Annotated in this window: 11 protein-coding genes; 7 read left to right on the forward strand and 4 right to left on the reverse strand. The window is 71.8% G+C overall.

The genetic code is table 11. The features are described 5' to 3' along the window. Position 1: 1 nt before the first annotated feature. The 5 genes from HNQ09_RS14390 to HNQ09_RS14410 all read left to right on the forward strand — a co-directional run bounded on the left by HNQ09_RS14390 (position 2) and on the right by HNQ09_RS14410 (position 5,584). Positions 2–898 (forward strand): ABC transporter permease subunit, encoded by an 897-nt coding sequence (locus tag HNQ09_RS14390; RefSeq protein ID WP_184030685.1) that lies wholly within the window; start codon positions 2–4, stop codon positions 896–898. Between the two features lie 30 nt (positions 899–928). Next, positions 929–2,002, forward strand: a complete 1,074-nt coding sequence (locus tag HNQ09_RS14395) for a branched-chain amino acid ABC transporter permease (RefSeq protein ID WP_184030687.1) — start codon at positions 929–931, stop codon at positions 2,000–2,002. A 161-nt stretch (positions 2,003–2,163) separates the two neighbouring features. Beyond that, entirely contained in the window at positions 2,164–3,351 is a 1,188-nt protein-coding gene (locus tag HNQ09_RS14400) for an ABC transporter substrate-binding protein (protein WP_184030689.1), read from the forward strand. An 82-nt stretch (positions 3,352–3,433) separates the two neighbouring features. Further along, positions 3,434–4,285 (forward strand): ABC transporter ATP-binding protein, encoded by an 852-nt coding sequence (locus HNQ09_RS14405; RefSeq protein ID WP_184030691.1) that lies wholly within the window; start codon positions 3,434–3,436, stop codon positions 4,283–4,285. A gap of 144 nt (positions 4,286–4,429) precedes the next feature. Beyond that, entirely contained in the window at positions 4,430–5,584 is a 1,155-nt protein-coding gene (locus tag HNQ09_RS14410) for a phenylacetate--CoA ligase family protein (protein ID WP_184030693.1), read from the forward strand. A 64-nt stretch (positions 5,585–5,648) separates the two neighbouring features. On the opposite strand, the gene HNQ09_RS14415 is transcribed toward HNQ09_RS14410, so the two are convergent. Beyond that, positions 5,649–6,779: a ScyD/ScyE family protein gene (locus HNQ09_RS14415; protein WP_184030695.1), complete on the reverse strand. Its 1,131-nt coding sequence runs from the start codon at positions 6,777–6,779 to the stop codon at positions 5,649–5,651. A gap of 251 nt (positions 6,780–7,030) precedes the next feature. Here HNQ09_RS14415 and HNQ09_RS14420 point away from each other — a divergent pair, with 251 nt between their 5' ends. Then, on the forward strand, positions 7,031–8,233 hold the full coding sequence (locus HNQ09_RS14420) for a methyltransferase (protein WP_184030697.1): 1,203 nt from the start codon (positions 7,031–7,033) through the stop codon (positions 8,231–8,233). A 44-nt stretch (positions 8,234–8,277) separates the two neighbouring features. Here HNQ09_RS14420 and HNQ09_RS14425 read toward each other — a convergent pair whose 3' ends face one another. Both HNQ09_RS14425 and recF read right to left on the reverse strand, forming a co-directional pair. After that, positions 8,278–9,135 carry a DciA family protein gene (locus HNQ09_RS14425; RefSeq protein WP_184030699.1) on the reverse strand — a complete coding sequence of 286 codons (858 nt, stop codon included), beginning with the start codon at positions 9,133–9,135 and terminating at the stop codon, positions 8,278–8,280. A 102-nt stretch (positions 9,136–9,237) separates the two neighbouring features. Next, on the reverse strand, positions 9,238–10,308 hold the full coding sequence (gene recF / locus HNQ09_RS14430) for a DNA replication/repair protein RecF (protein ID WP_184030701.1): 1,071 nt from the start codon (positions 10,306–10,308) through the stop codon (positions 9,238–9,240). Positions 10,309–10,412: 104 nt separating this feature from the next. On the opposite strand from recF, the gene HNQ09_RS14435 reads away from it, so the two are divergent. Next, positions 10,413–11,219 carry an N-formylglutamate amidohydrolase gene (locus tag HNQ09_RS14435; protein WP_184030703.1) on the forward strand — a complete coding sequence of 269 codons (807 nt, stop codon included), beginning with the start codon at positions 10,413–10,415 and terminating at the stop codon, positions 11,217–11,219. Between the two features lie 2 nt (positions 11,220–11,221). Here the strand turns inward: HNQ09_RS14435 and HNQ09_RS14440 are convergent, their stop codons facing one another. After that, a complete protein-coding gene (locus HNQ09_RS14440; protein ID WP_184030705.1) occupies positions 11,222–12,241 on the reverse strand; it encodes a polyprenyl synthetase family protein in 1,020 nt (339 codons plus the stop codon). Between the last annotated feature and the right edge of the window lie 171 nt (positions 12,242–12,412).

The following is a 12,412-nucleotide window of genomic DNA, read 5'->3' on the forward strand; positions in this document are numbered from 1 at the left end:
AGTGGACCTCCTCCCGCAACTGATTCTCGCTGGCGTGGTGATCGGCTCGATCTACGCGCTGGCCGCGCTGGGCTTCGTCCTGATCTACAAGTCCAGCCGCGTCATCAACTTCGCGCACGGGCAGATCATCGCCACCGGGGCCTTTATCGCCTTTGCCCTGACGCAGCGCGGCGTGAACTTCTGGCTGGCGGGCCTGATCGCCATGCTCGCCACCTTCCTGCTGGGGATGCTGATCGAGCGCGTCTTTCTGCGGCGGATGGTGGGCGAGCCGATCATCTCGGTGATCATGGTGACCATCGGCCTGAGCAGCGTGATCGACGGGCTGCTGCACCTCACCCCCTACGGGGCCGGGAGCTTTTCCTTCCAGACGCCCGCCGTGCTGACCGGGCAGGGGCTGGAGCTGTTCGGCACGCCGCTCTCGCGCACTCAGATCGCCGGGGTGCTCGCGGCGCTGGGGCTGCTGGCGGGCTTCACCTACTTCTTCAACAAGTCCACCCTGGGCATCACCATGCGCGCGGTGGCCGACGATCAGATGGCCGCGATGAGCGTGGGCACCAGCGTCGAGCGCGTCTTCGCCCTCGCCTGGGCCGCCGCCGGGCTGAGCGCCGCCGCCGCCGGGGTGATCCTGGGCCTGATGAGCGGCCTGACGCTGGGCGGCCTCGCCGGAATCGGCCTGAAGGTCTTCCCGGTCGTGATCCTGGGTGGGCTGGACAGCGTGGTGGGCGCGATTGTCGGCGGGATGCTGATCGGCATTCTGGAAAACCTGTCGGCGGGGTACCTCGACGCCATCGTGCCGGGCGGCGGCACCCGCGAGGTCTTTCCTTTCATCGTGCTGATCGCGGTGCTCCTGATCCGGCCCTACGGCCTGTTCGGCACGAAGGAGATCGAACGTGTGTAAGCCCCCCCTTCCGGCCGGGGAGGCCCGCTGATGCCCGCTTCCCGCTTTACCCAGACCGGCAACTACCGCACCCGCTACCGGCAGGACCAGACGATCTTCGCCACCTGGGCCGAGCAACTCTCGCTGATCGTCTTTGTGGGGCTGCTGCTCGCGCTGCCGCTGCTGCTCCCCAAGACCCTCCTGCGCGACGTGAACCTGATCATGATCTACGCGGTCGCGGTGATCGGCCTGAACGTGACGACCGGGTACACCGGCCTGATCAACATCGGGCAGGCGGCTTTCATGGGCGTGGGCGCCTACGCGACGGCGCTGGCGGCGACCCGGCTGAACCTCCCGTTTTTCCTGGCGATTCCGCTGGGCGGGGTGGCGGGGGCGCTCGTCGGGACCTTCGTGGGGCTGCCCAGCTTGCGGCTGAAGTACCTGTACCTCGCGGTCGCCACCCTGGCCTTTCAGATCATCTTCGAGTGGACGGTCGGGCACCTGCCGATCCTGCAACAGGGCGGCGCGATCCCGCTGCCGACCGTGCAGGTGTTCGGCATCCGCGACACCTTCTTCAACCACAACATCTTCTGGTACTACCTGATCCTGCCCGTGCTGGTGCTGCTCGCCCTGCTGTGGCGCAACGTGCTGCGGACCCGGCACGGCCGCGCCCTGATCGCCGTGCGCGACAACGACCGCGCCGCCGCCGCGATGGGCATCCACCCGGGGCGGGCCAAGCTCACCGCCTTCCTGATCGGCTCCTTCTACGCGGGCATCGCGGGCGGCCTCTTCGCCTACTTCCAGAAAGCGGTCGTGATCGAGGATTACGGCCTGCACATCAGCGTGCAGCTGCTGGCGATGGCGATTGTGGGCGGCCTGGGCAGCCTGCCGGGCGCCTTTCTGGGTCCCCTCTTTATCGTCGCGCTCGACCGCAGCATGGAGGCCGCGAGCGGCTGGCTGGGCGCCCAGAACCTTTTCCCGGAAGGGGTGGACGCGGCGACGGCGCTGCGGCCCCTGGCGTTCGGCCTCACCATCGTCCTCTTCCTGATGTTCGAGCCGCGCGGCCTGGCGAACTGGTGGCGGCTCTCGCGGATGTATTTCAAGAAATGGCCCTACAAGTTCTGAGACGGCCCCGCGAGCGAAGCGGGTTGCCGCAGAAAGAGCGGTCATGCCGTGCAGCGGGGGGCGGCGTCCTTCCGACCCCCGCAGAACGAAATGGCCGCGATCCACCTTCCACCTTCATCCACTCTCACCCGCGCCCCTTCCCCTCTCCCGGAGGTTGCACCATGAAGAAAGCACTTGCCCTGACCGCCCTCGTTTCCCTCTCCCTCGCCGGCGCGCAGAAGACCGTGACCCTGGGCTGGTCGGGCGCCATTACCGGCCCCACCTCGGACGCGGGGGCGAGCTACGCGGCGGGCGTGGAGGACTACTGCAAGTACGCCACCAGCCAGAACATGCTGCCCGGCGTGCGGCTCAACTGCGTGGTGCGCGACGACCAGTACAACAACGCGAACACCCAGCGCAATTTCGAGGAGTTCGTGGGCAACCAGAACGCGCCGCTGTTCCTGAGCTACAGCACCGGCAGCAACCTCCAGCTCAAGGGCGTGATCGAGGAGACCAAGGTCCCCACCCTCCCGGCGAGCTACCACATCGGCCTCATCGACCCGCCCAACAACACCTACATGTTCTTGCCGGTCAGCTCCTACAGCGAGAACATCGTGGCGCTGCTGGAGTACGTGGCGAAAAAGGACCGTGGGGCGAAAGTCGCGCTGGTCGTGAACCCCAGCCCCTTCGGGCGCGACCCGGTCGTGGACGCCCGCAAGGCCGCCACCCGCCTGGGCCTCAGAATCGTGGACGTGCAGGAGGTCGGCGGCAACAACCTCGACAACACGGCGATGCTGCGCCGCTTCGAGTCGCAGGGGGTGGGGTACGTCATCAACCAGAACACCGCCGGGCCGGTGGCGAACATCCTCAAGGACGCCAAGCGCCTGAACCTGCTGGGCAAGATGCAGTTTATGGGCGCGCACTACGCGGGCGGCGAGGACCTCACCAAGCTGGCCGGAGACGCCGCCGAGGACTTCATCTGGGCGACGAGCTACTACCTCTACGACGAGGGCAACCGCCCCGGCATCCAGCTCGTCAAGAAGATCGGCGCGCAATACAACCGCAAGGCCGACACCATCCGCAGCGTCCACTACACCAGCGGGATGCTCGCCGCCGCTATCGCGGTCGAGGCGATGAAGCGTGCCAAGACCGACCTGACCGCCGCCGGGCTGTACAAGGGCATCATCAGCATGAACGGCAGCCGCGCCTTTAACCCCGGCTTCTCGGTCGGCCCGGTGACCTTCAGCGCGAAAGACCACGTGGGCGCCGAGAGCCTGCGCCTCTTGCAAGCTGACCAGACCGGCAACTTCAAGGCGATCACGGGCGCGCAGCGCAGCCAGCTGTTCCCGCTGGTGCATCCGCTAAGGTAAGGCCCACCGCGTCCCCTGGCGTGCCGCTGCGTGCCGGGGGACGGCACAGTCCGCCTTCCACCGCCCCAAGGAGGTCCTGCTCTTGACCCTCTCTCCCCCTCCAGCGGCCGCCGCTCCCCCGCCCCTCGCGGCGGCCCGCGACCCCGGCGACCTGACCGTCAACAACGTGGAGGTCGTCTACCACGACATCATTCAGGTGCTGCGCGGCGTGTCGCTGACCGTGCGAGCTGGAAGCGTCACGGCGCTGCTGGGCACCAACGGCGCGGGCAAGACCACCACCCTGCGCGCGATCTCGGGACTGCTCAAGCCCGAGAACGGCCGGATTCTGGAAGGCACCGTCACCTTCGGCGGGAGGACCCTCAGCGCCCTGGGCGGCACCGAGGTGGTGGGGGCGGGCGTCGTGCAGGTGCCCGAAGGCCGCCGGGTCTTCAAGCACCTCTCGGTCGAGGAGAACCTGCGCGCCGGGGCGATCCTGGGGCGCGGGGACTGGCGGGCTGACCTGGAGCGCATCTACAGCTACTTTCCCAAGCTGCGGACGCTCCGGACCCGCCAGGCAGGCTACACCTCGGGCGGCGAACAGCAGATGCTGGCGATTGGCCGCGCCCTGATGGCCCACCCCCGGGTGTTGCTGCTCGACGAGCCGTCGCTGGGCCTGGCGCCGCTGCTGGTGGCCGAGATTTTCGACAATGTCCGGCGCATCAACCGCGAGGAAGGCCTGAGCGTCCTCGTGGTCGAGCAAAACGCCAACATCGCCCTGCGCCACAGCGACTACGGCTACGTGATGGAAGGCGGCCGCATCGTGATGGAAGGCCGCAGCGCCGAGCTGGCCGACAACCCCGACGTGCGGGAGTTCTACCTGGGCGTGACCGAACACGGCCAGCGCCGGAACTTCCGCGACGTGAAAAGCTACAAGCGGCGCAAACGCTGGATGTGAGGCGCGCCGCACCGGGAAGGAGGTGGTGGGTTGTGGGACGAGGCAAAAGACCACAGCTCAGCCGCGTGCAACGGCTTGTTACTCCTCCCTTCCTGCGGGGGAGGGGGATGGCAGGCAACGCCTGTCCAACTCTTTGGGGACTCCATGACCAATACCCTGATCTCGTCCGCTCCGGCTCCGCCTGACCTGCCCGCCCTGCTGGGGCGGCTGCGAACGCTGCCCCTCTACCGCGCGGCCCTGACCGGGCTGCCGCAGGACGCCCCCTGGACCGACGTGCCGCTGCTCACCCGCGAGCGCCTGACCGGGGCGTGGGCGGCGGGCGAACTCGTCCACCCGGACGCTGTGCGCGTTCACCTCACGCCCCACCCCGGCGGGGGCTGGCTGCCCGAGTACGCCACGCGGGCGGACATCGCGGCGCATGGCCGGGCCTCGGCGGCGGCGTTCGGGCGGGCAGGCGTGCGGCCTGGAGACCACGTGCAGGTCGCGTTCGGCTACCACCGCTTCGCGGGCGGCTGGCTGATGCAAGACGGCCTGGAAGCCCTGGGCGCCAAGACCATCCCTTTCGGGCCGGGCGAGACGGAAGCGCAGCTCGACACCCTGGCGCGGCTGGGGGTGCGGGTGCTGGTGTCCGCGCCCAGCTTCGCGCAGAAGCTCGGGGAGGCGGGCGCGCGGGTCGAACTGCTGATCTCGTCGGGCGAGCCGCTGACCTCTATCGCGGGCCGCCGTGAGCGGGTGCAGGCGGCGCTGGGGGGCACGGCCCTGGACTGCTACGCCACCAGCGAGGCGGGCCTGATCGCGCTGGAGACGCCCCGGCAAGACGGCCTGCGGGTGCTCGACGACTGGGTTTTCGTGGAGGTGCTTGACCCCGACAGCGGCCAGCCGGTCGCGGACGGCGAGCGCGGCGAACTCGTGGTGACCCACCTGGCCAAGGAGGCGATGCCGCTGCTGCGCTTCCGCACCGGGGACCTGACCCGGCTGGAGCGGCGGGCGGACGGCGCCTATCTGCCGGGTGGCGTGTTCGGCAACGTCGGCGGAATGCTCAAGGTCAAGGGCGTGAAGCTCTTTCCGCGCGAGGTCGCGTTCTGGCTGGCCGGGCACGGCCTCGACCACGCGGCCCATACGCTGCGGCTGTGGTCGCAGGGCGGCGCCGACCGGGTGGGGGTCACCGTGCGTGGGGAGAGCCGGAGTGACCTGGAGGCGGTGCAGGCCGACTTCCAGCGCCGCTTCGCCGTTCGCCTCGACGCCCTGAGTCTCGACCCCGCCCACGAGGGCCGGGGCGTGGTGGACGAGCGCGGCTAAAGGGAGCGGGGCTGGCGAAAAGGCCAACCCCGCTGGCAATGGGAGGAAGACAGGGGGCTGGCCTCTACTCCGCCGGATAGCGGGTCAGGCCGCTGTAGCGCACGACCCGGCCGCTACCCGGCGCCCCCACACCGTTCTCGGCCACGTAGGCGTCCCCGGCAGCGTTGAAGGCGAGGGAAGTGGGGTAGTTCAGGCCACTCAGGACCGTCTCCTTGACGCCGCCCGCCTTCAGGCGGATCACCGACCCCGCGTTGGGCACGAAGGGGCTGCCGCCCGGCGCCGGGGCGAAGCGGCCGAAGGACACCGCATAGAGGTTGCCGTCCGGCCCGCGTTCCACGTCGGTGAGCATGGTCATGCCGGTGGCAAAGTCGCTGACCGTACCGCCCGAGACCTTCACCACCCGCGCCGCGCCGCTGGGGAAGGGGCCGCCGCTGAGCAGCGAGACGTAGGCGGCGCCGTCCTGGCCGAAGGCGACCCCGGTCGGCACCGACTGCGCGCCTGTCCCGGTGCGGCCCGCCAGTGAGGCGACCAGGCTGACCGCGCCGCTGCCGGGGTCCACCTTGAACAGCGCGTTGGCGCCCGCGTCGGCCACGTACAGCTGCCCGTCCGGTCCGGCCCCCAGGCCGTAGGCGTGCGAGTCGATGCCGCCCTGCTCGGCGGGGACGCCGTCGGGGTTGGTGGCCGCCTCGAAGGCGAACACGTTGGCGACCTCGGTGGCCGCCGCCCCGTCGATCCGCAGCACGGCGGACGCCCCCGCAGGGCGGGCGATGGAGAATCCGGCGTTCCACACCCCGTTGGCGACGTAGACGTTGCTGCCGATCACCGCGATCTTGCCGCCCCCGGTGGGACCGATGCCGGGAATGAAGATGGACGGCGTGTTCGCCACCACTGTCTGGGTGCCGTCCGGCGCCACCCGGACCACACGGGCCGTGGGGCCGTAGTTGCCCTCCGCGTTGCCCTGCGGCGAGGGCACGTCGAAGGGCGTCTCCCCGCCCAGCCCGTCGTCGGTGACCCACAGGGTGCCGTCGCTGCCCACGTGGACCCCCTGGGGACCGTTGAGGCCGGTCGCCACCACGCGCGGGGGACCGGCCTGGGTGTGCGGCAGGGGCAGCGAGGCGCAGCCCAGCAGCAGCCCGGCCGAGACCAGGGCCGTGAGCGGCAAGCGAATAAGGTTCCGGGACGCTTCTTTGTGCATGACGCCTCCGTTTCCCGCTGCGGGCGCCTCCCCGGCGGGTGCCGGGGTGATGTGTGAACGTGCCCCGCAGATCAGGACTCCTCGACCCTGCTTCCAACGTAAAACCGCCGGATACCGCCACAGTACTCCTTCGCTCCCGGCTCCGGGGAGGGCGGCCGGGGGAGAAAAGCCGCCCGCTTCCCTCTGCCTTGTCCTCCTCTGTCCTGACCCGCGCGCCCCGACACGACCGGCGCTGTGCCACTCTGTGAAGCGTGACTGGCCGGGGCAAACAGAAGATCAGACGACACCGCGCGGCGCCGGAGCGCCCGGAAGCCTCCCCCCCGCAGGTGGGGGGCTACTTTGACGTGCAGGCCGCCGAGTTGCCCGCCCGGCTCGGCGGCCTGCACGCCCTGACCAAACCCGGCGTGCGCGGCTTTCCGGGGGTGGACCCGGCGCAGGCGTTGCTGGCCCAGACGATGCGCAAGGGGCGCGTGACGGGCGACGTGCTCGACCTCACGGCGATGGGGGGGCTGCTGGCGAGCCTGCCGGGCGTGACGCTGCGGGCGGTGGAGGGGTCGGCGGCGGCCCTGAGGGTCCTCGCGGCGGCGGGTCTCGAGGCCCACGCCGCCGCGCCCGGCGACGACCTGCGCGGGCACTGGCCCACCCGGGCGCCGACGGTGGCCCTGGTGCTGTCGGGTGACCGGGGTACCGCCTACGCTGCGGCGCAGGTCGCCTGGGCGCACGCCAGTACCCCGCCCGGCGGGACCCTTTACCTGGCTGGGGACCGCGACAAGGGCTTCGACCGCTACGTGCGCGCGGCGGGCGCGGCCTTCGGGACGGGGGAGACCATCGCCCGCGACGGCGGCATGCGGGTGGCGCAGCTGGTCCGCCGCCCCGGCCCCACCCCCGCCGTTCCCGACCCCGAGGGCTACGAGCTGGGCGGCGTGCGGGTGGTCGGCCTGCCGGGCGTCTTCAGTTCGGGGCGGCCCGACAAGGCGACCGCGCTGCTGCTGGGCACCCTGGACGACCTCGACCTGGCCCTCGACCTGGCGGGCAAGCGCGTGCTCGACCTGGGCGCGGGCACCGGAGTGATCGGCGCCTGGGCCGCCCGCCGGGGCGCGGCGGTCACGCTGCTGGACGGCGACCTTCAGAGCGTCCGCAGCGCGCAGGCCACGCTCGCCGCCAACGGCCTGACGGGCGAGGCATTGCACAGCGACGTGGACGCGGCGCTGGGAGAGCGGACCTTCGACGTGGTCCTCACCAACCCGCCCTTCCACGTCGGGCGGGGCGTCGTGCTGGACGTGGCGCGCGAATTCATCGCGGCGGCCTCCCGGCGGTTGACCCCCGGCGGCACCCTTTACCTCGTCGCCAACGAGCCGCTGCCCTACGAGGCGGCGATGGAGAGCGTCGGCCCGGTGCGGGAGCTGCGGCGTGAAGGGGGCTTCAAGGTGCTGGCGGCGGCGCGGGCAGGCTGAGGCGCGGGCGGTCTGGCGGGGTGGCCGCGCCGCCCCCCTTCGCGTTACCGCCCTGCTTCCAGCACCTGCCGCACCCGCTCGGGCAGCGCGGCGCGGTCTTCGGGCTTGAGGGTGCCCCGGGGCCTGCGGTGCGCCAGCGCCAGGTACATCTCGGCCTGCTGGGCCAGAAATCCCCGGTAGCCTGCCTCGCCCCCGCTGCGGACGCATTCCAGCGCCAGCAGGTCGAGCTGCTCTTCGAGCAGGGCCAGCGCCAGAAAGCGGGCCGCGTTCGTGCCGCTGTCGCCCAGCAGCGCGGGCAGGGCCGCGAGGCGCTCGGGCGCGCGGGTCAGGGTGCGGGCGGCCCGCCGGACGTTGGGGTCCTCCAGGGTCAGGGTGCAGGCGCGGCAGGGCTGCTCCTGGCTGGCCTCGCCGCACACCGGGCAGGGTCGCCAGCCCTGTTCCTCGCGCCACTTGCGCGCGCGGGTGATCGCCTCGGCGGCCCTCAGCGCCACCTGCTTCAGGTCGCCGTCCACGTTCCGCACCAGCGCCTGCGCGCGGGCGCGGTCGGGGGCGGGCAGCGGGGCCACCCGGGGCGGGGGCGGGGGCGCCCGGACGGTCCCCACGCTGAAGCGGATCTCGGTGACGCGTTCCTCGCCCAGCAGCGCGTTCAGGCTTTTCAGAAAGTGGTGGCGCTGCATGGTCAGGTGGTGCGCGGTGGCGCTGTCGCGAACCTCCACGAACAGGGTGCCGCCCTGCTGCGACCGGGGCCGGGTCAGCCGCGCGATCTCCGGCCCCACCGCCTGCGGCCACGCCAGGATCGCCCGCGCCCGCTGCACCCCCTTGGCGATCCGCGCCGTGCCCAGCGTGGCGTTCATCAGCTGCGAGAGGTCGCGCGGGCCGCCCAGGCGCCGGGGTTTACTCATGGGTGCCCTTCGGGCCGTGAGGGGTGAGTGGGAAGTGGGACGTGGAAAGAGACAGGCCGCCGACCCACTGCCCACGGACCACCAACCTCTGCCAGCTCCTCCTCATGCCCCCACCTCCACCGGGGCCTCCTCCGGCATGAAGCGGCCCGCGTGCGCCCGCAGGGTCAGCACGGCGCCCGGCGCCCGCTCAGTGCCGGTCACGAGGGCCTGCGGCACGCTGGCGGCGAGGTCGAGGAGAAAAGCCCGGCGTCCGGGGTCGAGTTCAGCGGAAAAGTCGTCGATGAGCAGCACCGGCTTTTCCCCGAATCTCTCGGCCAGCAGTTCGAGTTCGGCGCGGCGCAGGGCCAGGGCGACCGTGCGGCCCTCGCCCCGGCTGGCGTACTCGCTCGCCGCGAAAGCGCCCAGCGTCAGCGTGAGGTCGTCGCGGTGCGGCCCCGTCACGGTCGAGCCGCGCGCGAGTTCCTCGGCCCGGCGTCCGGCGAGGTCGGCGGCGTAGGTCTCGGGCGCGGTGGACTCGGCCAGGGTCAGCGTCAGCGGCTTGCGGCTGCCCAGCGCCTCGTTGGCCTCGGCGGCCAGCTCGTTCAGGCGGGTCAGCGCCCGGCGGCGAAAGAGCATGATGTCGGTGCCGAGCCGCACCAGCGCGTCGTCCCAGACGTGCATGGCCCAGTCCTCGCCCGCACGCAGGGCCGCGTTGCGCTGCGACACCGTGCGGTCGTAGCGCGCGAGCTGCTGCCCGTAGCGGGCGCTCAGGCGCGAGAGCAGCGCGTCGAGGTACGCCCGCCGCCCCGCCGGGGGGCCAAAGACCAGCTCACTGTCTTCGGGCCTGATCCACACGGCGCTCCCGCGCGGCAGGTCCCCGGTCCGCACCCGCACCCCGTCCACCTTCAGCTGCCGCCGCCCGCGCCCCAGCCCGACCTCCTGAATGCTGAGGCTGCCGCCCTGCTGCACGTCGGCGCGCACGTAGGCCTCGCGCTCGCCCGACTGCACGAGCTGTTCGAGCTTGGGGGCGTCCGTCAGCCCGGTCAGCGCCAGGTAGGCGGCCTCCAGCAGGTTGGTCTTGCCCGCCCCGTTCTCTCCGAACACGCCGGTCACGCCCGCCGGAAAATTCAGCGTTCCGGGCGCGAGATTCCGGTAGTTCAGGGTCGAGAGCGACGAGAGATGCACACCCGCCATTCTACCGCCGGGCGCCGGGCGCCGGGGGTGCGCGGAATGCAGTTGGGGGTCTGGGGCGCGGGGAGAGAGAGATCCGCCTGCCTTCCCCGCGTACCATCCTCCCCATGACCCCTGACCGTGACGCCCTGCTCGTCCTCGCCCCGCACCCGTCCGGCGCCCTGCCCGCCGACGTGCTGCGCGACATGCTGGGCGAGGACGCGTTCGACACGCCGGCGCGCGAAGCCTTCCTGCGCCGGGTCTTTCTGGAGGGTGACCCCTACACCGACCTGATCTACGCGGTGCCGGGCGCCCGCTTCCTGCAAGCGCCCTGGAGCCGCTTTGCCGCCGACCTCAACCGCAGGCGCGACGACACCGAGGACAACGGGGTGCTCAAGCTGACCGACTTTGCCCGGCAGCCGCTTTACCCGCCAGGCTTCACCCTGACGCCCCAGCAACGCGAGGCCCGGCTGCGGCGCGTCTGGGACGCTTTTGACGCCCAGGTCGGGGCGGAGCTGGCGGGCGCGCGGCTGATGATCGTGGGGCACTCGATGGCCTCGCACGGCCCGGCCCTCGGTCCCGACACGGGCACGCCCCGCCCGGCCCTCACCTTGATGCCCGGCAGCGAGCAGGCGCCGACCTTTCCCCGCGACCGCTGGGACGCCCTGCAAGGGGCCTGCGCCGAGGCCTTCGCCCCGGTCCTGACCGGCGACCTCACCCGGGTGGCGGTGGGCGACCCCTGGACCACCGACACCCTCAGCGCGACCTGGCAGGCCCGCACGGGCGTCCCCGCCTTCGGGCTGGAGATCAACGTGGCGCTGTACTACGCCGAGTGGGGCGTGCTGCGCGAGGGCGCCTTGCAGGAGCTGAACGCGGCCTTCACGCGCTTCGCGGACGCGGCTTTGGGGCTGGCTTTGGGGCTGGTGGAGGGGTAAGTCTACGCCTCCCGCGTCGCCAGCTCGCGCACCGTGTTCAGCAGCTCCCGCGCCGCCGCCTGATCGGGCGCGTCTGCCAGCGCCCCGGCCAGCAGCTCCAGCCCCTCGGCGGCCTGGGCGTCCGCGTAGGCCTGGGCGTAGTCCACGCTGCCGCCCTCCAGCAGCCAGCGGTGAATCTCGGCGATGGCGCCCGCATCCTTGTCGGCGCGGTCGCGGCGCATCTGGTCCAGAAAGGTGGCCTGCTGGTCTTGCGGGGCGTGCGCGAGCCAGTGCAGCACGATCAAGGTGCGCTTGCCCTCCCACAGGTCGCCGCCGATCTCCTTGCCGTACTTGGCGGCGTCGCCGCTGAGGTTCAGCACGTCGTCCCGAATCTGGAAGGCGGTGCCCAGCCGCAGCCCGGCGGCCAGAAAGCGCCCGTCGGGCGTGACGCCGGCAGCCAGCGCGCCCAGGTGCAGCGGCACGACCACCGTGTAGCGCGCGGTCTTGAGCCGCACCATCTCCAGGTAGTCGGCCTCGGTCAGGTCCCAGCGGCGGTGCTCGACCCAGGCGAGGTCGAGGTGCTGGCCCTCGGCGGTGCGCCAGACCATCTCCAGAAAGGCTTCCATGCCCCCCGGTACCCCGGCGCGGTGTACGGCGGCCCACATGGAAGCGTGCAGCGCGTCCCCCGCGTTGATCGCCAGCGGCACCCCGTGCAGGCGGTGCAGGGCCGGGCGGCCCCGGCGCTCCTCCGAGTCGTCCTCGATGTCGTCGTGGATCAGGACCCAGTTCTGAAACAGTTCCAGGCCCGCCGCCAGCCACAGCGCCGCCTCCCACCGGGCGGGGTCCCTGCCCGCCCCGTGCGCCCGCGCCGAGGCCAGCAGCAGCTCCGAACGCAGGCCCTTGCCGCCGCGCCGGGGGTAGTCGCCCAGCATCTCGCCCAGCAGCGCGAGGTCCTGCGCGCACCGCTCGGAAAGGGGCGGTTCCAGGGGGCCGCGCCTGCGGGGCAGCAGCGACAGCACGCGGTCGAGCAGTTCGGAACGCATCGGGAGGCAGTCTAGCCGGGGCCGGGGCGTGAGGGGCGCCGCTGCGCTCCACCCGTCGGCCGGCGCGGCCCCACTTGTGCCGGCGAAAGGCCCCGTCTTGCAATCGGTCTTGCCAGAGCCTACACTCCTGGCAAGCAAACTTGCAAAGCGCAGGGCAGGCCTGGAAGGGGG

The sequence above is a fragment of the Deinococcus budaensis genome (genome assembly GCF_014201885.1).
Classification (GTDB): Bacteria; Deinococcota; Deinococci; order Deinococcales; family Deinococcaceae; genus Deinococcus; species Deinococcus budaensis.

What these genes read in the sequence shown, in the direction of transcription:
- HNQ09_RS14395 (WP_184030687.1), top strand. Translation starts at nt 929, where the DNA reads ATGCCCGCTTCCCGCTTTACCCAGACCGGCAACTACCGCACCCGCTAC.
- HNQ09_RS14400 (WP_184030689.1), top strand. Translation starts at nt 2,164, where the DNA reads ATGAAGAAAGCACTTGCCCTGACCGCCCTCGTTTCCCTCTCCCTCGCC.
- HNQ09_RS14410 (WP_184030693.1), top strand. Translation starts at nt 4,430, where the DNA reads ATGACCAATACCCTGATCTCGTCCGCTCCGGCTCCGCCTGACCTGCCC.
- HNQ09_RS14415 (WP_184030695.1), bottom strand. Translation starts at nt 6,779, where the DNA reads ATGCACAAAGAAGCGTCCCGGAACCTTATTCGCTTGCCGCTCACGGCC.
- HNQ09_RS14425 (WP_184030699.1), bottom strand. Translation starts at nt 9,135, where the DNA reads ATGAGTAAACCCCGGCGCCTGGGCGGCCCGCGCGACCTCTCGCAGCTG.
- recF (WP_184030701.1), bottom strand. Translation starts at nt 10,308, where the DNA reads ATGGCGGGTGTGCATCTCTCGTCGCTCTCGACCCTGAACTACCGGAAT.
- HNQ09_RS14435 (WP_184030703.1), top strand. Translation starts at nt 10,413, where the DNA reads ATGACCCCTGACCGTGACGCCCTGCTCGTCCTCGCCCCGCACCCGTCC.
- HNQ09_RS14440 (WP_184030705.1), bottom strand. Translation starts at nt 12,241, where the DNA reads ATGCGTTCCGAACTGCTCGACCGCGTGCTGTCGCTGCTGCCCCGCAGG.